This window comes from Novosphingobium sp. PhB165, from assembly GCF_004341845.1.
Taxonomy (GTDB): domain Bacteria; phylum Pseudomonadota; class Alphaproteobacteria; order Sphingomonadales; family Sphingomonadaceae; genus Novosphingobium.
This window is the reverse complement of record NZ_SLVB01000002.1, coordinates 607,698-628,605: the sequence shown is the minus strand read 5'-3', so window position 1 is coordinate 628,605 and position 20,908 is coordinate 607,698. Positions and strand designations below refer to the sequence as shown.

Sequence of the window (20,908 nt, the reverse complement as noted above, 5' to 3'; positions counted from 1 at the left end):
CACAGGCCAAAACTCATTGGGAAAAGTCGCAATGCCGCGAAGCGCCACGCTGCCGCATAATGTGAGCCATGATCGAGATTGCAGGCAGCGCGGCATCCGGCCCCTTCGTCCTGCCGCGACGGCGCGGCGATACAGGGGGAGCGGCGGAGCGGCGAGCACAGGCGCAGGCCGTCCATGGTACAGCCTCTGCTCAGGCAGCAGGAACGCGGCGGGTCGCGTACCTGACGAACGTCTACCCCAAGATCAGCCACAGTTTCATCCGCACCGAGATCGCCGCGCTTGAGCGGCAGGGCTTTGCGGTCAGCCGCTTCACCGTGCGCCGGTCGGACCAGCCGCTGGTGGGGCAGGAGGATCGCGCCGAAGCTGGGCTCACGACCTCGCTGCTGGACAATGCGGCGGGCCTTGCCGGTGCGGTTGCGGCCTGTTTGGCTTCACGCCCCGGTGCGGTATGGCGGGCGCTGCGGCTGTCGCTGCGGGCATCCGGCCCCGGCAACCGGCTGCGGGCCTGCGCCTATTTCGCGGAGGCGGCGCTGCTGGCGCGGCAACTCGAACGCGAGGGGACGCGGCATCTCCACGTGCACTTCGGCACCAATCCGGCCATGGTTGCGCGCCTTGTCGCGCAGCTGGCGCCGGTGACCTACAGCTTTACCGTCCACGGCCCCGACGAGTTCGATTCCCCGCTAGCCCTCGACTTGCCGGGCAAGATTGCCGATGCGGCTTTCGTGGCGGCGGTGTCCAGCTTCGGGCGGGGGCAGTTGATGCGATGGTCCGACCCGGAGCACTGGAACCGCATTCAGGTCGTGCACTGCGCGCCGGATGCGCCGTTCTTCGGCGATATCGAGACCGTGCCGCCCGGCGATGCCTCGCGTTTTGTCTGCGTCGCGCGGCTCAGCGCACAGAAGGGATTGCCGCTGCTGATTGAGGCGGTCGGCCGTGTCGCGGCCAGGCGCCCCATCGCGCTAGACGTACTGGGCGACGGCGAGGACCGCGCATCGATCGAGCGGCAGATCGCCCGGCTCGGCCTTGGCGACAGCATACGCCTGCTCGGCTGGGCTGGTCCGGAGGAGATCCGCAGCGCGCTTTCCGCCGCACGCGCGTTCGTGCTGCCCAGCTTTGCCGAAGGGCTCCCGGTGGTCCTGATGGAAGCGATGGCGCTCCGCCGCCCGGTGATCGCCACCGCCATCGCGGGCATTCCCGAGCTGGTGGATGACAATGTGGGCTGGCTGGTGCCTTCGGGATCCGTCGATGCGATCGCTGAGGCGCTGGAAGCGGCCCTGGATGCGCCTGCCGATGAGCTTGGAGCGATGGGTGAGCGCGGGCGGGAGCGGGTCTTGCAAGACCATGCTCCGGATCGCTGCGCGGCCGGGCTTGCGGCGCTGCTGGCGCCGTTAGTCTAGCAGGTTTTTCCAGGGTATTGCCCGCTCCGTCAGTGGGGGGACATCTGACGAAGCGGGCAACTCGGTGAAACAGGTCTGAGCCGCGAAAATCCTTACAGTCCTGCAGGCGGTATCATCCGCAGCAGCAGCGACAGTTGCCGCCGCCAGAGCGCCGCCTTGCGCTGCCGGGGAGGAAGGAAACGTGCCATCTGTGCGATATCCTTGCGCGACAGTCCCGTGCGTTCGCACAGGAACGGATGGCGCGGCGGATTGGCGAAATAGCTGTAGAACAGCGCCGCGCGGTCACGCCGGGTGGCGGGTTTACCGCGATGAAAGAAGCGCGCCGTGTCGGAGAACACCACGGTCCCGCGCGGGCCCACGCAGCTGACGACATCGTTCTGGAACGAGGCGCCCAGCCGGCGTTCCAGCTCGGCATCGTCGGCCAGTTCGTACGTGAAGCCGTCGCGGTCGTTTTGCAGCGTGTCGGCGCGCGCGATCAGCTCGAACGGACCGCCATCGGTATCCACGTCGTGCAGATAGACCGCGATCTTGAGCATGCGGCGGTCTTCCCAGTCGCGGTGCCATTTGCGCGTGGAAATCGCGCGGCCGTCGGCGACGGTGTAATTGATGGCCACCCCGTCATAGGCGACCGGCAGGCCAAGATAGGCCTCCGCGATGTTGAGCAGCCGCTCCTGCACGCCCCAGCGGTAAATCCACGGATTGCGAACGATGTCGCTGGGCGGCACGATGATGAATTCCGTGCCCTGGCTTGCCAGAGCCCGAGCCTCTTCGGCGAAAGCGCTCGCCAGTTCGCCGGCCTGTGCGAGCAACGCCTGCGAGCCGGGCAGGCTCAATTCGTCCAGCGTCGTCATGTAGACGCCGTGCGTGTCCAGCGCGGCAACGATCCGGGCATCGGCGGCGGAAAGGCTGCGCAGGGCACCACTATGGCGATGCAGCGCCTGACTATGCTTGCCGGCAAGCCACATGCGGACATGGCGCTGATTGGTGATCTTCAACGCGCTGCGTGCCGGCAGATCGTGCAACCAGCGCGCTTTCTGATCGCGGGTCATGCCCGTCATCGTCTTACCTCCCTTGCGTGCGGGCAGGGCTACCCCGCCGGTTCGTCCGCATCCTGCGCTTCACGGAGCTGCTAAAGGTTGGCGAGTGGCGCTCCGGTGGAATGGCCCTCGCGGTCGTCCTGGTAATAGTAGCCGTAGGAATTGGAACGGGACTGAAGTGCGATCGAGTTGTTGAGGATCGTCCCGACAATCGGCGTCGGGTTCAGCGCGTTCGCCACATCGATGATGTCGCGTTTACGGCTGCGCGCCTCTTCGGCCACCAGCAGGACGCCGTCGATGCCGCGCGCGATCAGGACAAGATCGTCCCCGATAAGTGCGGGCGGCGTATCGACGATGCAGATCGGCCCGTTACTGTTAGAGCGCAGCCGCTTCAGGATGTCGGCCAGCGCCGCCGAGGCGAGCAGGCTTCCCGCATTGACGCGGGCGAGGCGGACGCGGTGCACGGTCAGGTCGAAGCCCTCGATCTGTATCGCGGTGTCTTCCCACGCGGCCTCGCCCGAAAGGTAGTCGTCGATGCCGGGCGTGTCTGTCGGCAGGCCCAGCCTTTGCCCGAGCGAGGGCTGGTGAAGGTCGAGTTCCAGCAGGATCGTGGGATGGATGCGGCTGAGCGTCGCGGCAAGGTTCGTGGCGATATGCGTCTTGCCGTTGCCCGCCTGCGCGGAGGTGACTGCGAAGACGCGCTGGTGCATTGCCGTGGCATGGTGCAGCAGGCCCGAACGGATCATGAAGAAGGGCCGCGAGTGATCGCTCATCGCTCCGAACCCGACGATGTGATTCCGGGTGAGCACCTCGGGATCGAGCACCCAGCGGCCGGAGCCCGTGGCAACCGGTTCGGCAAGGCGAAGCGTGGGCTCCACGCTGGTTTCCGCGTTCATCATGCTGCTCCTCTCGCCGGTCTGATGCCGGCCCATCGCGCTTCTATCCACCGCAGGATGCGGGGAAACAGGGCGTCTTCCGGCTGAAGCGCGGGAACCACGCCCAGCACCGGAATCTGCGCCGTCCGCGTCAGCGTTTCCTCGCCATGGATCGTGCCGCTGACCAGTTCGTAGGTGAAGATCAGGGCCAGTCCGAGGCCCATGCCGCCCACCAGTCCCATCAGGATCAGCACCAGCGGCTTGGCACCCAAGGGTTCCAGCGGCAGGCTGGGCTGATCGACGACGGTAAAGCGCTCGCCCTTGTCTTCGGTCTGGAGATTGGCGGCGACTTGCGCGTCGAGCTGCTTCTCGCGAAGCGAGTCGTACTGGCGCTTGAGGTTATCGTACTCGCGCTCGATCATGTTGAGCTGGTAGGCGGCCTCTGGCGCCTCGGCGGCGCGGCGGTCCATGTCACCCATGGTCCGGATCAGTTCGGACCGCCGGTCCGACAGCACCGCGATGCGGTTGCGGCCAGCAGCGATTTCCGAGACCACGACGTTCGAGGCCTGCTGCGGCTGCTGCGCGGCCACGACTTTTTGGCGCTCGACTTCGGCCTTGGCCGCGATCACGTCTGGAAAGCTGTCGGAATGGATGGCCTGAAGCTGCGCGAGCCGAGCCTGGGCCGTGCGCAGGCCTTCGGATCCCGCAGGCGGTGCCTGATCCAGTTCCTGCTGGCGCGAGGCGAGCAGCCCGTTCTGCTGGATGATCCCCTGCGTTTCGGAATCGGTCCGGGAGATCTCGGCGCGGAGGGCGGAGCTGGACTGCGCACTGAGCGCCACTTCGGAGGGAAGCGCACCGGCATACCGCGCCTCGACATCGCGCCGCTTGTCTTCCAGATCGCGCAGCTGCCGCTCCAGTTCCTCTGACCGGTGTTCAAGGAACGCTGCCGTGCCGGTCGCCTGTTCGGTGCGGAAGCGCTTGTCTTCCACCAGGAACATCTGGGTCAGTTGCTCGGTAATGGCCTGCGCCTTTTGCGGATCGGCGTACTTGTACGACAGCGTGAAGGCGATCGTGCTGCCCCGGCCCCCGATGCCCTGATTGGTGCCGACAAGATCGACCCCGATGTTGCTGCGCATCAGTTCCAGCAACGTGGGCGTGTCGAGCTTGGCGCGCTGGGCCGGGTAGAGGTCGTTGTCCCGGATCAGGTGCGCAAGGCTGTCCCGGCTGACGATCTGCTGGCGGATCTTGGCGATCCGCTCATCGGCGATGTCGGTCAGCGGAGAGGCGACCAGCGTGGTCGGGATCTGCGGGGAATCGATCAGCAGCGTCGCGTTCGACTGGTAGAGCGGGTTGCGCAGCGCGATCGCCACGCCTGCCGCCAGCAGGCCGACTACGACGGGCGGGATCAACCATCGCCAGCGCCGTCTGAGGATCGCAACGATCTCACGCAGGTAGATGCCGAGCCCGTCAGGGTCCGTCTTTGGCAGGGCAGGAGGCTTGATCGATAGTGTCATCGGCGCGGTATCCCGAGAGTGATGCCGATCTGAAGGACGGCGGAATCGGCGGGTTGTCCGCCAATGCCGGTCCTTCGGCGATATTCGACGCCGCCAAATACCGACATCCGCGAATCCAGCCTGTGGTCGTAGCGCGCCGACAGCCGGGTTGCGTTGATGTCGCCATTGGGCCCCAGCTGGGGCGTGCGCCGGTAGTCTGCGCTGGCAGTGATGGTTCCGTATTCGCTGGTCCGCCAGTTGAGCGTGGCGCCGACGGCGCTTTCCCGCTGGATGCCCCGGAAACTGGTGACCACGGGTTCGATGCTGGCGTTGATGCAGACGCTGACGTGGCCCGGTTCGTGGCACAACTGGCCGGAACCGGCGAATTGCACGCCGCCGCTTCCGCGCTGTCCGAACGTGTCGAGGCGAGACGTCTGGGCGATGCCGAGTTCGACCTCGGCGCGCCAGCCATGGCCCATCCGGCGCGAGGCCGTGGCCCGGACCGACCACGCATTCGGGTCGCCGCCAGTTTTCGATTTCGTCCAGGTAAAGACGCCGACCGCACCAAGCGTGGTCAACGAGTCGATCTGCCGCTGGGCATTGAACGTGGCGCCCAGCGCCGATGTCTTGTCCAGCAGGAGGGAATCGTGCGGGACCAGCCGGTTCCAGTCGACCCGCCCGCTCACCGTCGTCAGGGCATCGCTGTGCCAGGTCACCGTCTGCCCAAGGACCGTGCGGTCCTGAAGGCTGAGCGGATCGATGGCGGAATCGATGCTGTCGGTGAGTTCCTCGATCGACAGGATCCGCTCGAACGAGGCATCGGTGTGCAGCGAGAGATATTCGTTATGCCGATGGTCCAGCGCGAGCGCGACACCGCCGGTGACGAAATTGCCGTAGCCCTGGCTGTACTGCCGGAAGGCCACGCTACCATCAGCCTGAAGACGAGTGCCGGGGCCAAGGTCCAGGCCCGCGCCTCCCCGTGCGGCCACTTCGCCGCCGACGGTGAAGGCATCTTCGCCGGGGATCAGGAAAGGATTACGCCCCCCGAACATGCTCAGGTCGAACTCGATATGAGGCGGCGACTGGGCCGTGCCTGTGGCAGTGATCGGGGCGGTATCCGTGACCGGAGAAACTTGTGCCTGGGCGAAGGCAGGCTGCGGCAGCAGCATGGCGAGGCCGATTGCAGGGCCCATCGTGGAAACGATTGCAGTGGCGGATGCCATGATGGGAACATGCCTGTGGCCCTTCACGGAATGACGAGAACGTCGCCGCTCGAAAGCGTCGGCAGCGGCTTGGCAAGTTTACCTGCCTCCATCGCCCGTCCCCCCTTTAGCAACTTGTTGAGCGCTACCGGTTCGACCACTTCGCCACGGGGGGTTTGGCGAAGGATCACCGCGTTCTTGACGTCCGCGAAGTCCGCGGTACCGCCTGCCATGCTGAGCGCCTGAAGAATGTTGGGCGCGGTGCCCGCGGTGAAACCGCCGGGCGTGCGCACTTTGCCCACCACGAAGAAGCGCATGCCGGTGGTTTCACGCACCGAGACCGTCACGTCGGGCGGAGTACCGCGATAATTGAGCGAGATCCGGTCCCGGATTTCGGCAGCGATGTCGGAGACGTTGCGGCCGCTCGCCTTGACGGTTCCGGCGAGTGGAAACGAGAAAGTACCGTCCGGCTGAACCAGCACCTGGCGCTGCATGCGATCCTCGCCCCAGACGAAGACGTCCAGCGAGTCGCCGGCATTGATGGTGTAGCGCGGCGTCATTGCACCGGCGGGGGAGGCGGCCATCGCCGCGCCCACGGCCGCCGTGGAGACCGGCGCGGTTTCCTGCGCCATGACCGGCGCGGTGCTTGCTGCCAGTACCGCCATGAGAATGCCGATCCCGATGGACCGCTCGAAGGCGTGACCCCGGCGAACCGGACGGCTGGCGGACAGGATCGGATGGCTTGCGATGGGCACTTTACCTCCTCGTCCCCGTATTTGACGGGTCTCAGACGGGTTCTGCAAACCGGTTTTTCGGCCGGTTTTGAGGCTTCCCCGCGATCATGGATAAACCTTAACGATTTGGGAAAAGCCATGAAATCGTACGATTGTGGTTCGGTCTTCACCCCCCGGAGAATTCGCAAGGTTTCAGGGGGCAAACAGGCCGAAAGATCCGGCCGCAAAATCCCGGTCCGAATTTTCCGGAGGTTCGATGCGGGTGGCGGTTCGGTGAACAGATCGCGGCGGCGCGTCGCTGCATAATACGGGCGGGGAGGTGACGCATGTCCACGCTCAGCATTCATCACGAGTTCGAGACCGCAGTGCCGTCCGCCCGCGCGCTTTCACCGGCAGCGGAGATGATACGCAAATCCTCCGATCCGGTGGAGTTTCTCGAACTGGCCTTCACGCCCATCGATATGGAGACTGCGCTCGACGCCGTGATCCGGCGCGCGCCTTCCGCCCGGTTTACTTACGTGGTCACGCCCAATGTCGATCACGTGGTCCGCCTCCAGCTCCAGCGCTCCGATCTCTGGCCCGCCTATCGCGGTGCGTGGATGACGCTGTGCGACAGCCGCATCCTGTCCCGCCTCGCGCGGACCGTCGGCCGGGATCTACCGGTCGTGACCGGCAGCGACCTGACCGCCGCCTTGTTCGAGCGTATCGCGCCGGACGATCCGGTTGCCATCCTGGGCGGCAGCAGCGCCAAGATCGACGAGATCGCGAAGCGCTTCGGCCTGCGCAACGTGCGGCACTACAATCCGCCGATGGGCTTCATCCATAACCCGCGCGAGCTTGCCCGCGCGGTGCGCTTCGTGGTGGAGGCCAAGGCCCGCTATTCGTTCCTGGCGGTGGGATCGCCGCAGCAGGAGATCGTCGCGCGGCGCGTGGCCAAGGCCTGCGGCGCACGCGGCGTCGGCTTCTGCATCGGCGCCAGCCTCGACTTCCTGACCGGAGAGGAGCAGCGGGCGCCCGTGGTCATGCAGCAGATGGCGCTTGAATGGCTTTACCGCCTCTGCGCCAATCCGCAGCGACTCTGGCGGCGGTACCTGATCGAGGGACCGCAGATCTTCAGCATTCACCAGACCTGGTGCAGGAGAGCGTCGCCCATGGAAAGGGCGGCCGGAGGCCGGTCACGCTGAAACGCCCACTCACTGTGCTCGCAGGGATTTCCACTCTTGCGGCTGCGGCCGTTCTCTCCATCCACCTTGGCGCGTCGGGCCGGGAGGCGCGGCTTGTTGCCGTTGCACCTTCCGCCCCGCCGACCCCGCACCCGGCTGCAGCAGCCCCTCCGCGGCCCACGGTGATCGGGGTCAATCTCTACGGATTGCTCACCTACAACCGGCAGCCTGTCTTCGCCAACCTGATCGAGCAGGGCGAGTGGTTCTCGTCTCGCGGGCAGAGTTGGAAGCAGATGGGAGACAGCCAGCTCGATCCGTCGGGCTGGGTGAAATGGTTGAACCCGGGAGAGACGGCCCCCCATCTGCTGGCCCTGCCGGGCGCGCCGTTCCGTCCGGAGACCGTGCGGTGCACGTTCACCGGCAAGGGCGAACTGCAAGCCGGCGGCGTGGCCAGAGTGCAGGACAGCGACGCGCATTCGCTGACGCTGGATCTGCAACCGACCGGTAACCCCGAGGAGCTGGCCTGGATCGAGCTGGTTCGCACCGATCCGCAGGACCCGCTGAAGAACATCGATTGCCGCAAGGTCGGAACCCTGGCCGATGCCCGCTTCGATCCCGATTTCCTCGCATTCCTCAAGGGTTTCCGGGTAATCCGGTTCCTTGACTGGCAGCGCGTCAATGACAATGCCCCGGTTTCGTGGGCGACGCGGACGTTGCCGGGTTCGGCATCGCAAGTCTCGGCGGCAGGCGCCTCGATCGAGGACATGGTCGATGTTGCCAATGCGACCGGCGCCGATCCGTGGTTCCTGATGCCTTACAATGCGGACGCCGACTATGTGCGCCACTTCGCGCAGCTCGTCCGCGCGCGCCTCTCGCCCAAGCGCACCGTCTATGTCGAATTCGGCAACGAGGTCTGGAACGATTACTTCGACGCGGCCCAACAGGCCCAGCGCGAAGGCCTGGCGCAAGGACTGGGCGCGGGCGACCCCATGCGCGCGCGGATGGAACGCTATGCCGAGCGCATGGAAGAGACCATGAAAGTCTGGACCTCCGTCTATGCCGACCGGCCGAGCGCGTTGGTCCGCGTCTGTTCGACCCAACACGCGAATTCCTCGCTTGCACGCATGGTGCTGGGCCATCGCGACACGGCACGCTGGGTCGATGCGCTGGCGACGGCGCCCTATATCTGGTTCGATCTCAAGGGCTACCACGCGGGCGATGTCGACCGGGTATTCGCGGGGCTGCCCGGCGCGGTGGACCGCACGATGGCGATGGCTGACGAGAACAAGGCCATCGCCGCCGAATACGGCAAGCGCTACATCGCCTACGAAGGCGGTCAGCATCTGATCACCGACGATCTGGACCTCGCGCGCGCCATCCAGCGCGACCCGCGCATGGGCGCGATCTATGCCCGCTATCTCGAAGGCTGGCGGCAGCGCTTCGGCGACACCATGGTGCTTTACGCATCGACCACCCCGATTGCCGGATACGGCTCGTGGGGCCTGCGCGAATATGCCGGGCAGCCCCTGTCCGAAGCGCCAAAGCTCGCCGCCGTGCGCCGTTTCATGGGAGACGCCGAGTGAACCTGCCACTGGGCCTGAACACCGATCGACTGCCGGAATCGCCCCTGAACCCGCAACCGAGACCGCCACTGGCGCAACCGTCGAACGGTTCGACCGATGCGACGGGTGTCGCCGTGTGTCTGGGGCTTCTGGCGATGCTGGTGCTGGGCGCGGGCGCCTTCGTGGTGGTCCGTACCGGCGTTTATCTGGCCTGCGTCAGCACGCTGGGCGTGGCGCTGTTCGTCCTGTCTCTGAAGGGCGAATATCGGCGTGAGATGTTGCCTCGGGCGCTGATCGGCACGTTCATGCCGCCGATGCTCGCCTGGATGCTTCCGGAAGCCCATCTGATCCAGCTTGTGATGCTGTTCTGGGTGCCGCTGCTGGCGGGGTCGGTCAGCCGCATTGCCGGGGTCTACCTGTTCAGCGTGCTGCTGCTGCCACCGCTTGACCTGCCGGTCTACGTCGGTTCGCTGAAACTGTTCGATTTCGGCATTCTCGATGCGCTGGTGCTGGGGAGCGCCGTTGCCATTGCCTGTCGCCCGGTCCTCCACGCCCGCCGCTTTGCAAGCGACAAGTGGGTGATCGCGGTCATACTGCTGCTGAGCGTGGCGGTCTCTCGCCAAACGAGCATGACGAACGTGTTGCGCATGCTGGTGAACGCCGTGTTCGACCTGGGCCTGCCCTATTTCGTGCTGAGCCGGGGTATCAACGGAGTGGACCAATTGCGTGCCGCGATGCGCTGGTTCGCATGCGGCGGCGTTGCGCTGGCATCGCTGATGACCTTCGAGGCCTTCCGCGCATGGCCGATGTACAACGAGCTTTACGCCCGCGACATGGTGCCCACGATCATTCTGGTCAAGGAACGGGCGGGAATCCTGCGCGCCGCCGGACCCTTCATGGAATCGACTTCGGCGGCGCTGGTCCTTGCCCTGTGCCTTATGGCGCTGTGGATCCTGCGCAGCGATTTCCGCTCACGCCTGCATCATTACCTGCTGGTGGGCCTCGTCTTCCTGGGCATGTCCGTGCCGCAATCGCGCGGGGCGTGGATCGGCTTCTTCCTTGGCCTGCTGGTGCTCGACGTCTATCGCCGAGACTACAAAAGGCTGATCCTCAAAGCCGCCCTGTTCGCGGGCGGCATCGTTCTGGTCTTTGCCGCCGCCCATGTATCAAGCGGGATCGCGGCATCGCTTGGTATGGGAGCGGGCCCGGACGACACCGTGGCATATCGCCGCATGCTGCTCCAGCGCGGTATCGAAGAGATCATGCGGCGGCCGTTCACCGGCTATTCGACGCCCCAGCTCGCGTACATCCTTGCCGACATGCGACAGGGGGAGGGGATCATCGATTTCGTCAATTCCTATCTCTGGGTGACGTTGGTGTCGGGGGTGGCGGGGCTGTCGATCTTCGTGGGAGCGTTCCTGTCACCACTGATCGGACTGTGGAAACGGCGCCGGGATCTTGCCGCGCCGGATATCGATCCACTGGCGTCTCAGGCCTGCGCTTTCGCGTTCACCTGCCTGGTGATGCTGATGGTGATGTTCGCCTTCACCTCCTTCGGATCGCGACCGGCATTCCTGACATTCGCCTTCTTCGGCTTCGCGCTGGCGGTGCGGGGGAGCGACTTGCGGAGTCCAAGGACTCCGGAGGCGATACGGCTGCGTTGACCACGGCGCCAAGGCTTATCCCGGCGCCACTAGAGAGCCACACGACATCTCCTAAATCCCCTGATTTCCAAATCCCGTCATCCCCGCGCAGGCGGGGATCCCGCTTTTTCTTCGTTCAGCACGCAGAGACACGCGGAGACGCAGAGGGAGCAGTCTCTCTGCCTCTCCGCGTCTCTGCGTGAAACCAAAAAGCGGGGCCCCCGCCTTCGCGGGGGCGACGGGCTTATTTGGTCAGAAAGACGGAGAGAGGGCTGGCCTTGGGACCGCCCGTTGTTCAGTGCAGCAAGGGCCCGATCACCAGATCGGCACCAAGACCGCAAGCCACACCCACCGGACCGGCTGCCAGATAGAACAGCTCCTGCCGCAGGTCGAGCAGGTCGAATTTCTGCATCCGCACCCATTTGACCAGCAGGGCGGGCAGTTCCATCACGCCCACCGCCACGATCAGGCCGAACTCGCCGTAAAAGACGAAGCCCGCGACGCCGGCGAAAGCCAGCCAGACCAGCTTGGAAATACTGGCCTCCAGCGAGGCGCGCACGTGTCCGGCGGCCAGCAGTGCCTCGTTTCCAGCATTGGACGAAAGCGCCAGCAACGACGAGATCGAAAGCACCTGAAGGTAGATCGCCGCTTCGGCATAACGGGCGCTGTAGAACAGTTTGACGATTATTGGCGCCGCACCGATGATCCCGCCCGTCGCGAACGTGTAGAGCAGGGAGGGTATCTTGCGCCGTTCGTAGAACTTGGCCTTGAGATCCCCGTGCCCGTCGCGCCAGAGCTGGGCATAGGTGGGATAGAGCACACGGCTCGCATATGTCATCGCAAACGCCAGCGGCGCCGAGGCGAGGTTGCCCGCCAGCACGTAAAGGCCGAAATGGTTGAGCGACATGACCTTGGCGAGCACGAACTTGTCGCACTGCGAGATCACGAGGAAGATCAGGCTGGAGCCGGTGATATAGCGCGCAAAGGACCACAGTTCCTGCACGACGTCCCGGTCCAGCCGGAACTTGCGGAATGAATCGTCGAACATGACGTAGCTGAGCACCAGCTTGAGCGTCCCGTTCGTCAGCATGCCCGCCAGGATCGCCCAGTAGCTGCGCCAGAAATAGGCCAGGACCGCGCTCACCGCGATCTGCACGACAAGCACGACGATATCGATGGCCGAAAGGCGAAGCACCAGTCGCTGGCGCAAGGCGGTGAGCATGCTGCTCGACGAAAAACCGTCCAGCACGAACGTCAGGCTTGATACCGCGATGATCAGCGCAAGCTCCGGCTTTTCCAGAAGCATGGCGATCGGACGTGCGCAGACGACCAGCACCAGCGCCAGAAACAGCGCCCGTATCAGTGATGCGGTCCACACCGTGTCCAGGAAGCGCGGATCGTCGCCATTCTTGTGGCGCACCACGAAGGGCTGGAAGCCGAAGTCGGTAGACATCGTCGCGGCGAACTGGATCGAGGCGACGATGCCGGAGATGCCGAAGACTTCCGGCACCAGCAGGCGCGTCAGGATCATGCCGCTGACGGCTCTGAGCAGGTTGTTGAGGATGACGGTGACGACCACGACATTGGTGTCGCGAAGCGCCAGTCCCTTGATCCGGTCGATCAGGTTGCGGCTTGGCGCCGACCCGGGTTCCGCTGCCGGCGCGGCATTCGGAAAGAACATCAGATCGCGACCCGAATGGACTCTGGTGGCAAAGCCGTCCCCATCTGCACGCACAATCCTCCCTCAGGGTATCGCGGGAAATCTACCGTTCGGGCGCGGGCAGTGTCGATCATGAGAACTGCGAGGGGAGTTTCAGGTCTGCCGCCGCGCCCCCCGCGCGATCTATCCTGCGGGCCGGAACGTGGGCCCGCGAACGCGTTTTCGCGCGTGGTGCCAGCAAGAGGGCAGGCTGCGATGGCGTATCTGGAAATGACGGATCTGGGCGGTTATCAATGCTTCGATCATGAAGCCTGCAAGGCTGCCGGTGCCGACAAGGCGGCGGAATACCGCTTCAACGACCCGTTCCCCCATGTGGTGGTGGATGACTTCCTCGATCCCGACCTGCTGCGCCGGGTGGCCGCCGAGTTCCCTGACAGTACCGGGCATGACTACTTCGACCGCTCGCAGGAACGGCTGAAGTTCCAGTTCCGCCCGGACCAGTGCGAAGGCCCGGCATCGCGGATCCTCTTCGCCGAACTCAACTCGCGCGCGTTCCTGACCTTTCTGACGCAGATGACCGGCATTCGCGGGCTGATCCCCGATCCCTATCATGCCGGTGCCGGGCTCCACGAGACGCGCCGGGGCGGGCACCTTGGCGTCCATGCCGACTTCCCGTTCCACGCGGGCATGAAAGTCGAGCGCCGGCTCAACCTGCTGATCTACCTCAACGAGGACTGGGCGCCCGAATATGGCGGCGCGCTGGAGCTGTGGGATCGCGGCATGCAGCAGGCCCGCCACTCGGTACTGCCTGAATTCGGACGGGCGGTGATCTTCAGCACTGACCGCGACACGTTCCACGGCCATCCCGAGCCGCTGACCTGCCCGGAAGGCCGCTCGCGCCGCTCGATCGCGACTTATTACTATACGGCGATGGGCGAAGACCCGCGCGGGATCGAACGCTCCACCGACTTTCGCGTGCGGCCCGGCACCGGCGACAAGACCGACTGGCGGATGCGCCTGCAAAACCTGAAGTCCGACTGGATGCCGCCGATCCTGCAACGCCGCCACCGGCAGCCGCTTGAGCCAGTGCCGATGCCGGTGCCGAACGAGGCCGAAGCGCCGGTTGGCCCCGCTGCTGCCAGCCCGGCGCGATGATATTCGTTCTGGCATGGGTGATTGCGCTTGGCACTGCGCTGCCCGTGCTGATGCTTGCGTTGGAATGCGCGGTGGGCGCCTGCCGCTCCGCGCGGCTGCCCGGGACCGGCAATGAGAACGCGCTTGCCTGCATCGTGCTGATGCCCGCGCATGATGAGGCGCAGGGGATCGCGCAAGTCGTTTCCGCCGTTCTCGCGCAGCTGCGCGCCTGCGACGAACTCGTGGTCATTGCCGACAACTGCACCGACGATACGGCCGCCATCGCCCGCGCGCTCGGCGCGACGGTGATCGAGCGCACCGACCCCGCACTGCGCGGCAAAGGCTATGCGCTGGAGCACGGCCGCGTCTTCATCGAGACCCAACGGACCACCGGCGAAGCGGGCATCGTCGTCATCAACGACGCAGACTGTCTACCCCATCCCGGCGCGATCCCGGCGCTGGTGGCGGCTGCCGCTCGGTGCGGCGCGGTCGTGCAGGGCGCCTATCTGATGATCCCGCCGCCAACTGCCGATGCAGTGGTGCGCGTCTCGTGCTTCGCATTCCTCGTGAAGAACCTCGTCCGCCAACTCGCGCTCGACAGTCTGGCGGGCGCGGCCCTGCTGCAAGGATCGGGCATGGCCTTTCCGCGCCCGGTCTTCGCGCGGATCGGCTGGGCCGCTGCGTCGCTGGTCGAGGATCTCGACATGGGGGTCGAACTGCTGCTGGCCGGACAGTCCGTGGTGTTCGAGCCCGCCGCCCGGTTCGACAGCGGCGCGAGTTCCGCGCGCGGCACCGCCAGCCAGCGCCGCCGATGGGAACACGGCATGCTGGAGAGCGCACGCCAACTCGTGCCCCGGCTGCTTGCCGCCGGATGCGCCCGGCTGCTTCGCGGCGGCGCGAGCCTGATCGTTGTCGCTTTCGATCTGCTGGTGCCACCCACCGTGCTGTTGATCACCGTGCTCATGGCGGTTCTGGTGCTGCTCCTGCTGATGGTGGGGATCGGGCCGCAGACGCTGTTCCTGTTGGGGGCTGGCCTCGCGCTGGCGCTGGCGCTTGGCGCTGCATGGTGGCGGCATGGCCGCAGCGTGCTGCCGGTGGCGAGCATCGGCCAGATCCCCGGATACATCCTGTGGAAGCTGCCGCTGCTGGCCCAGTTCGTCACCCGGCGTGAGCGCAGCTGGATCCGCACGGAACGGGGGCCATGAACGAAGTCGCCTTCGTCATCATCGGCCGTAACGAGGGCCCGCGCCTGTCCCTCGCAATCGACAGCGTGCTGCGCCAGACGCCGCGTGCCGTCTATGTCGATTCGGGATCGAGCGACGGCAGCGTCGCGCTGGCAGAACGACGCGGGCTGCCGGTAGTGGAGCTCGACCCGCGCTTCCCTTTCACCCCGGCCCGCGCGCGCAATGCCGGTCTTGCCTGGCTGGTGCGCGACGATCCGGGGCTGGCCTTCGTCCACTTCATCGACGGCGATTGCGAACTCGTGCCGGGCTGGCTCGACCACGCGCTAAGTGCCTTGCGCGCGGATGGAGAACTTGCCGCCGCCTGCGGTCGCCGCCGGGAGCGTGATCCCCACGCCAGTCCCTACAACCGCCTCCGCGACTTTGAATGGGACAGTTCCGGAAACGCGGCCCGCGCCTGCGGTGGTGACATGCTGTTCCGTGTCGCGCCGTTCCGCTCGGTCGGCGGCTTTCGCGAGGATCTGATCGCGGGCGAGGAGCCGGACTTGTGCTGCCGCATCCGCCGCTGCGGCTGGACGATCCGGCAGCTCGATATGGACGCGACGATCCACGATGCGGCGATGACGCGCTTTTCGCAGTGGTGGCAGCACAACCGCCGCACCGGCTACGCGCTGGCGGAGGGATTGGCGCTGCGCGGTACGTTCGATCCGGCCTTGCGGCGGCGGGTGATGCGCAATGTGATCTGGGCCATGCCGCCGATGTGGCTGTTCTGGCCGGTGCTATGGACGCGCGTCTGCCTGCGGGGCGGCCCCCTGCTGGCCAGCTTCACTACACTGGGCAAGCTGCCGCATTTTCAAGGACAGCTGGACTATTGGCGCCGCCGTCGCAAGCCGCGCTTTGCCGAAACGGGCCCGCTCATCGAATACAAATAAGTACTGCCGCCGAATTTCGCGCGCGCTCAATTCCGAATATCCGGGCCATCCTGAATTTCTGGCACCATGAATTTCTGGACCGTGTTGATGAAATGGTGGTCCGCGGGCCAGTCCGATAGGCTTCGTCGGGTAAGGAGATAAGTCCATGGGTGGGACGACTGATCCGAATACCGATCCGTTTGTCGAACTTGCAGGTCTGGACTTTGACGGGAAACGGGGGGGCGCTGCCCGCACAATTCTTGTCGGTAACGAGACGCTTCTGGCCCAGTGCGGCGAGCTGTTGCGGGAGCGCGGCCACCAGATCGTAGCCGTTGTCGCGACGCCGCTGTCGCCGGCGGCAGACTGGGCGCGGCGCGGCGGACTGCCGCTGTTCGGCCGCCAGCAGGACCTGCTCAGCGCCGGGATCGGACCGATCGACTGGCTGTTCAGCATTTCCAACCTCTCGGTGCTGTCGGAAGACGTCCTGGGGCTGGCGTCACGCGGAGCGGTCAATTTCCACGACGGCCCGCTGCCTGCCCGCGCTGGGCTCAACACGCCGGTCTGGGCCCTGCTCGACGATGCAGGCGAACACGGCGTCACCTGGCACCTGATGACCCGCGAGATCGATCGCGGCGCCGTTCTGGCCGCCGAAACGTTCGAGATCGCCCCGGGCGAGACCGCGCTTTCGCTCAACACCCGCTGCTTCGAAGCGGGCCTGCGCTGCTTCGAGACGATGGTGGCGGACCTTGACCGCGCCGTCGCTTCGGCCGTGCCGCAAACGCAAGCGCCGCTGCGCATGTTCGGCCGCGCGGACCGTCCCGCCGCTGCCGCCACCATCGATTGGAGCTGCCCGGCTGCCGAGATCGCAAGGCTGGTCGGCGCGCTCGATTACGGTGCCTATGCCAATCCGATGGGCACTCCGAAGGCGCTGCTGGGCGAGCACTTGTTCCTTGTCCGCCAGATCACCGTGCTCGACGACTGGTCGGGCGCGGAGCCCGGCACCGTCCTGCATTGGGGCGCATCGCCGGTTGTCGCCACGGCTGACCGGGACATCCGGATCGAACGCATGGCCACGCTCGACGGCGAGCCGCTGGAGAGCCTCGATATCGGAAATGCGACGGTCTTTTCCGCGCTTTCGGCGGAGCGGTGCGCCAGTCTGGAAATGCTCGATGCGGCGGCAGGCCGGTTCGAGGCATGGTGGCGCCGGCGTCTCCAGCTGCGCGAAAGCCTGCAATTGCCGAGCTTCCGCCCCCCTTCGGAGGAAGGCGGCCCCGTCTGGACCGTGATCGACCGACCGCTCGCACCGGGCTGCGGCGGCATGGCGACGATGGCCCTGATGGTGGCATGCCTCGCCCGCATGGCCGACCGCGACAGTGTCGAGATCGGGTACGGCGACGAGGTCGGCCGGTCGCGGCTCGAAGACGTGGCGGCGTGGTTCGCCAATGAAGCCCCGCTCAAGGTCGCGGTCGATTTCACCGCGCCGGTCGCTGCTCTGACCGAAAGGCTCCAGCGCGAAATCGCGGACTTGCATCGGCACGTCGCAATATCCCGCGATCTCGTCGCGCGCAGTCCGGAACTGCGCAGTGGCAGCGGCTTCGCGCATCCCGTCAGCGTGCAACTGGTCGACCGGTTGGAGGACGCGCGCCCGCGCGAAGGCTCCGTGCTCAGCCTGGCCATCTGCGCGCCGGAAGGAACGTGGCGCTGGACGTTCGACGCCACCCGCTTCCTGCCCGACGAGGCGGACGACCTCTGGAACGCGTTCGAGGCCATGCAGGCCGCCGCCGAAGCCGCGCCCGAACTGTCTGTCGGCAAGTTGCCGCTGCTGACTGCTGCCGAACGCAGCCGCGTGTTGCAGGACTGGAACGCGACCGAAACCGCGCTGCCGCCGGGCGAGACATGGCATCAGCGCTTTGTAGAGCAAGCGGCCCTCACGCCAGATCGCCTTGCCGTGACCTCCTGCGGAACCTCGCTCACTTATGGTGAACTTGACGCGCTTTCCAACCGGATCGCCCATAGCCTTGCCGCACGCGGCGTCGGGCCCGAGGTCTTGGTCGGCCTGCACCTGTCGCGCTCGGTCGAGATGCTCGCCTGCCTGATCGCGGTGCACAAGGCAGGCGGCGCCTATGTCCCGCTTGACCCTTCGTATCCGCGCGACCGGCTGGCCCACATGGTGGCGGATTCGGGCATGCGCCTGATCCTCAGCGAGGCCGCGCTGGCGGGAGACCTGTCGCCCGGCCATGCGCAAGTACTGCTTGTCGAAGACCTGCGCCCGGCGCTGGCCACGCTTTCGTCCGACCCGATCGAGGGCGGCGAAACCGGCGGCAATCTCGCCTATATGATCTACACTTCGGGTTCGACCGGGCTGCCCAAGGGCGTCATGGTCGAACACCGCAACTTGCTCAATTTCTTCGCGGGCATGGACGCCAAGCTGGAGCCCGAGGGCACCTGGCTGGCCGTCACCAGCCTCAGCTTCGACATCTCGGTGCTGGAACTGCTCTGGCCGCTGATGCACGGCTACCACGTCATCATCGCCAATGAGCGCGAAGTGCGCGGCGATGTGCGCAGCGGTGGCCATGGCAGCGTTCAGGCCGCCGTGCCGACGCGGCCCGTAGGCTTCAGCCTGTTCTACTTCGCCAGTTCGCGGGCAGGCGATGCCGCCGAGCAATATCGCCTGCTGCTGGAAGGCGCGCGGTTCGCCGATACCCATGGGTTCGAGGCCGTCTGGACGCCCGAGCGCCACTTTCACGCTTTCGGCGGGCCCTATCCCAACCCCTCGGTCGCCGCTGCCGCCATCGCCGCGAGCACCACGCGCGTACAGATCCGCGCGGGCAGCGTGGTGGGCACCTTGCACCACCCGCTGCGCATCGCCGAGGAGTGGGCGCTGGTCGATAATATCTCTGGCGGGCGCGTGGGCATTGCCTTCGCTTCCGGATGGCAGCCCGACGACTTCGTGTTCAACCCCGCCGCTTTCGCCGACAAGGCCGGCACGCTGCGCCGCTGCATGGACGACGTACGCGGGCTCTGGCGCGGCGAGGCGCGGTCCTATCCGGGTCCGCTGGGTCACGATGTGGAGATCCGCACCTATCCGCGTCCGCTCCAGCCCGAACTGCCGTGCTGGATCACCTCGGCGGGCAATGTGGACACGTTCATCCAGGCAGGCCGGGTCGGCGCCAATGTGCTGACGCACTTGCTCGGCCAGTCGATCGAGGACGTGGCCGTCAAGCTCGCCGCCTACCGCGAAGCATGGCGCGAGGCCGGTCATCCGGGCGAGGGCCGCACGACGCTGATGCTCCACACCTTCCTTGGGGAGGACGAGGCCTCGGTCCGCGCCATCGTGCGCGAGCCGCTGCTGGATTATCTGCGCACCGCGACGAACCTGCTCCATCAGTACGCATGGTCGTTCCCCGCCTTCCGCCGCCCCAATGGCGAGGTGGAGCAAGTCAGCCTCGAAGGCCTCACTGCCGAGGAAACCGACGCACTGCTGGAACACGCGTTCGAGCGCTATTTCGAGACCAGTGGCCTGTTCGGCACGCCCGAGGACAACCTCGACCTGATCGCGCGGCTTTCCGAGATCGGTGTCGACGAAGTGGGCTGCCTGATCGACTTCGGCGTCGATACGGAAACGGTGATCCGCCACCTGCCGACGCTCGACCGCCTGCGCGACCGCGTCCAGAACCCGGCGCCCGCTCCGGCATTCGAGGCCGACAGCCCGCTCCACGAATTGATGGCACGGCACGGGGTCACGCATCTGCAATGCACGCCCTCGCTGCTTCAGGTGCTCGCAGGCGATCCGGAGGCACGGCCCCGCCTTGCCGCGCTCCGCCGCCTGATGGTGGGCGGCGAGGCATTCCCGCCGCAACTGGCACAGGACATGGCCGGGCTCGTCCACGGCAAAGTCATGAACATGTACGGCCCCACCGAGACCACCGTATGGTCCGCCGTTCACGTGCTCGAACCCGGCGAAGTGGCGCCGCCGCTTGGCCGTCCGCTCGCCAACCAGCAGGTCTATATCCTCGACCGCAGGCTGGAACCCGTGCGCCCGGGAAGCCCCGGCGAGCTGGTCATCGGCGGCGCGGGTGTGGTGCGCGGCTATCATGCCCGCCCGGACCTGACCGCCGAGCGCTTCGTTGCGCACCCCTTCCTCGCGGGTGAGCGGGCCTACCGTACAGGCGACCTTGCCCGCCAGCGCGCGGACGGCACGCTCGAATTCCTCGGCCGCCTCGATCATCAGGTTAAGATCCGTGGTTACCGCATCGAACTTGGCGAAATCGAATCCGCGCTGACCGCGCATCCGAACGTCGCAGAGGCCGTGGTAGTGGCCCTGCGCGAAGGTGCGACGACACGCCTTGTCGGCTACGTCTCGCCGCGCGGTGTTCCGGTTCAGGTCGACGCCTTGCGCGAGCACCTGCGTATTGGGCTGCCCGAGTTCATGGTGCCCGGTACTCTGGTCGTGCTCGATGCCCTGCCGCGCACGCCCAACGGCAAGATCGACCGCAAGGCGCTGCCCGATCCGGGAACGGTGACTACCGCCGCTGCCACCGAACACGCGGAAACGGCAGAAACCGCGCCGGCCAACGAGATCGAGGCGCAGATCAAGGCGATCTGGTGCGATTTGCTCAAGATCCCGCATGTCGGGCGGGGCGAGAACTTCTTCGATATCGGCGGCCATTCGCTGCTCGCCATCCAGGCACATCGCCGCCTTGCCGCGATCGCGCCGCGTCCGCTCGCGCTGACCGACGTGTTCCGCTTCCCGACCATCGCCGCGCTCGGCGCCCATCTCACGGCGGACGAGAGCGACGCACCGGCCATGCGCGAAGTCAACGAGCGCGCACTGGCCCGCCGGAATGCCTTCATGCGGCGCGGCGCGGCGCGTGCGGGGACGCGCGTCGGTTCGCCAATTGGTTCGGGGGTCTGAA

General features: G+C 66.2%; 14 protein-coding genes. 8 read left to right on the top strand and 6 right to left on the bottom strand.

Annotated elements, in window-relative coordinates:
• Nucleotides 1-68: 68 nt before the first annotated feature.
• Nucleotides 69-1,397, top strand: coding sequence for a glycosyltransferase (locus EDF56_RS08195; protein ID WP_132386229.1), 1,329 nt, complete (start codon nt 69-71; stop codon nt 1,395-1,397).
• Between the two features lie 92 nt (nt 1,398-1,489).
• Here the strand turns inward: EDF56_RS08195 and EDF56_RS08190 are convergent, their stop codons facing one another.
• From EDF56_RS08190 to EDF56_RS08170, 5 genes are all read right to left on the bottom strand, one after another.
• Complete coding sequence (locus tag EDF56_RS08190) at nt 1,490-2,455, bottom strand: hypothetical protein (RefSeq protein WP_132386228.1); 966 nt, start codon at nt 2,453-2,455, stop codon at nt 1,490-1,492.
• A 71-nt stretch (nt 2,456-2,526) separates the two neighbouring features.
• Entirely contained in the window at nt 2,527-3,330 is an 804-nt protein-coding gene (locus EDF56_RS08185) for a CpsD/CapB family tyrosine-protein kinase (RefSeq protein ID WP_165912136.1), read from the bottom strand.
• The gene (locus tag EDF56_RS08180) at nt 3,330-4,823 is read right to left on the bottom strand and encodes a lipopolysaccharide biosynthesis protein (protein WP_132386226.1); all 1,494 of its coding nucleotides are present in this window, start codon (nt 4,821-4,823) and stop codon (nt 3,330-3,332) included. Before EDF56_RS08180 ends, EDF56_RS08185 begins: the two co-directional genes overlap by 1 nt.
• Nucleotides 4,820-6,025, bottom strand: a complete 1,206-nt coding sequence (locus tag EDF56_RS08175; protein ID WP_132386225.1) for a hypothetical protein — start codon at nt 6,023-6,025, stop codon at nt 4,820-4,822. The genes EDF56_RS08180 and EDF56_RS08175 overlap by 4 nt, the downstream gene beginning before the upstream one ends.
• Before the next feature lie 23 nt (nt 6,026-6,048).
• A complete protein-coding gene (locus EDF56_RS08170; protein ID WP_243652473.1) occupies nt 6,049-6,759 on the bottom strand; it encodes a polysaccharide biosynthesis/export family protein in 711 nt (236 codons plus the stop codon).
• A 305-nt stretch (nt 6,760-7,064) separates the two neighbouring features.
• Here EDF56_RS08170 and EDF56_RS08165 point away from each other — a divergent pair, with 305 nt between their 5' ends.
• Genes EDF56_RS08165 through EDF56_RS08155 form a run of 3 tightly spaced genes read left to right on the top strand, consistent with a single transcriptional unit; the run spans nt 7,065 to nt 11,127 of the window.
• On the top strand, nt 7,065-7,922 hold the full coding sequence (locus EDF56_RS08165; protein ID WP_132386224.1) for a WecB/TagA/CpsF family glycosyltransferase: 858 nt from the start codon (nt 7,065-7,067) through the stop codon (nt 7,920-7,922).
• Complete coding sequence (locus tag EDF56_RS08160; protein ID WP_165912135.1) at nt 7,871-9,484, top strand: hypothetical protein; 1,614 nt, start codon at nt 7,871-7,873, stop codon at nt 9,482-9,484. Before EDF56_RS08165 ends, EDF56_RS08160 begins: the two co-directional genes overlap by 52 nt.
• Complete coding sequence (locus EDF56_RS08155; RefSeq protein WP_132386222.1) at nt 9,481-11,127, top strand: O-antigen ligase family protein; 1,647 nt, start codon at nt 9,481-9,483, stop codon at nt 11,125-11,127. Before EDF56_RS08160 ends, EDF56_RS08155 begins: the two co-directional genes overlap by 4 nt.
• A gap of 274 nt (nt 11,128-11,401) precedes the next feature.
• Here the strand turns inward: EDF56_RS08155 and EDF56_RS08150 are convergent, their stop codons facing one another.
• On the bottom strand, nt 11,402-12,787 hold the full coding sequence (locus tag EDF56_RS08150; RefSeq protein ID WP_132386383.1) for an oligosaccharide flippase family protein: 1,386 nt from the start codon (nt 12,785-12,787) through the stop codon (nt 11,402-11,404).
• A 234-nt stretch (nt 12,788-13,021) separates the two neighbouring features.
• Between EDF56_RS08150 and EDF56_RS08145 the strand changes: the two genes are divergently transcribed.
• From EDF56_RS08145 to EDF56_RS08130, 4 genes are all read left to right on the top strand, one after another.
• Nucleotides 13,022-13,921, top strand: a complete 900-nt coding sequence (locus tag EDF56_RS08145) for a 2OG-Fe(II) oxygenase (protein WP_132386221.1) — start codon at nt 13,022-13,024, stop codon at nt 13,919-13,921.
• On the top strand, nt 13,918-15,105 hold the full coding sequence (locus EDF56_RS08140; protein WP_132386220.1) for a glycosyltransferase family 2 protein: 1,188 nt from the start codon (nt 13,918-13,920) through the stop codon (nt 15,103-15,105). The genes EDF56_RS08145 and EDF56_RS08140 overlap by 4 nt, the downstream gene beginning before the upstream one ends.
• A complete protein-coding gene (locus EDF56_RS08135) occupies nt 15,102-16,013 on the top strand; it encodes a glycosyltransferase family 2 protein (protein ID WP_132386219.1) in 912 nt (303 codons plus the stop codon). Before EDF56_RS08140 ends, EDF56_RS08135 begins: the two co-directional genes overlap by 4 nt.
• 145 nt (nt 16,014-16,158) lie before the next feature.
• Nucleotides 16,159-20,907: a MupA/Atu3671 family FMN-dependent luciferase-like monooxygenase gene (locus tag EDF56_RS08130; RefSeq protein ID WP_132386218.1), complete on the top strand. Its 4,749-nt coding sequence runs from the start codon at nt 16,159-16,161 to the stop codon at nt 20,905-20,907.
• The last annotated feature ends 1 nt before the right edge of the window (nt 20,908 follow it).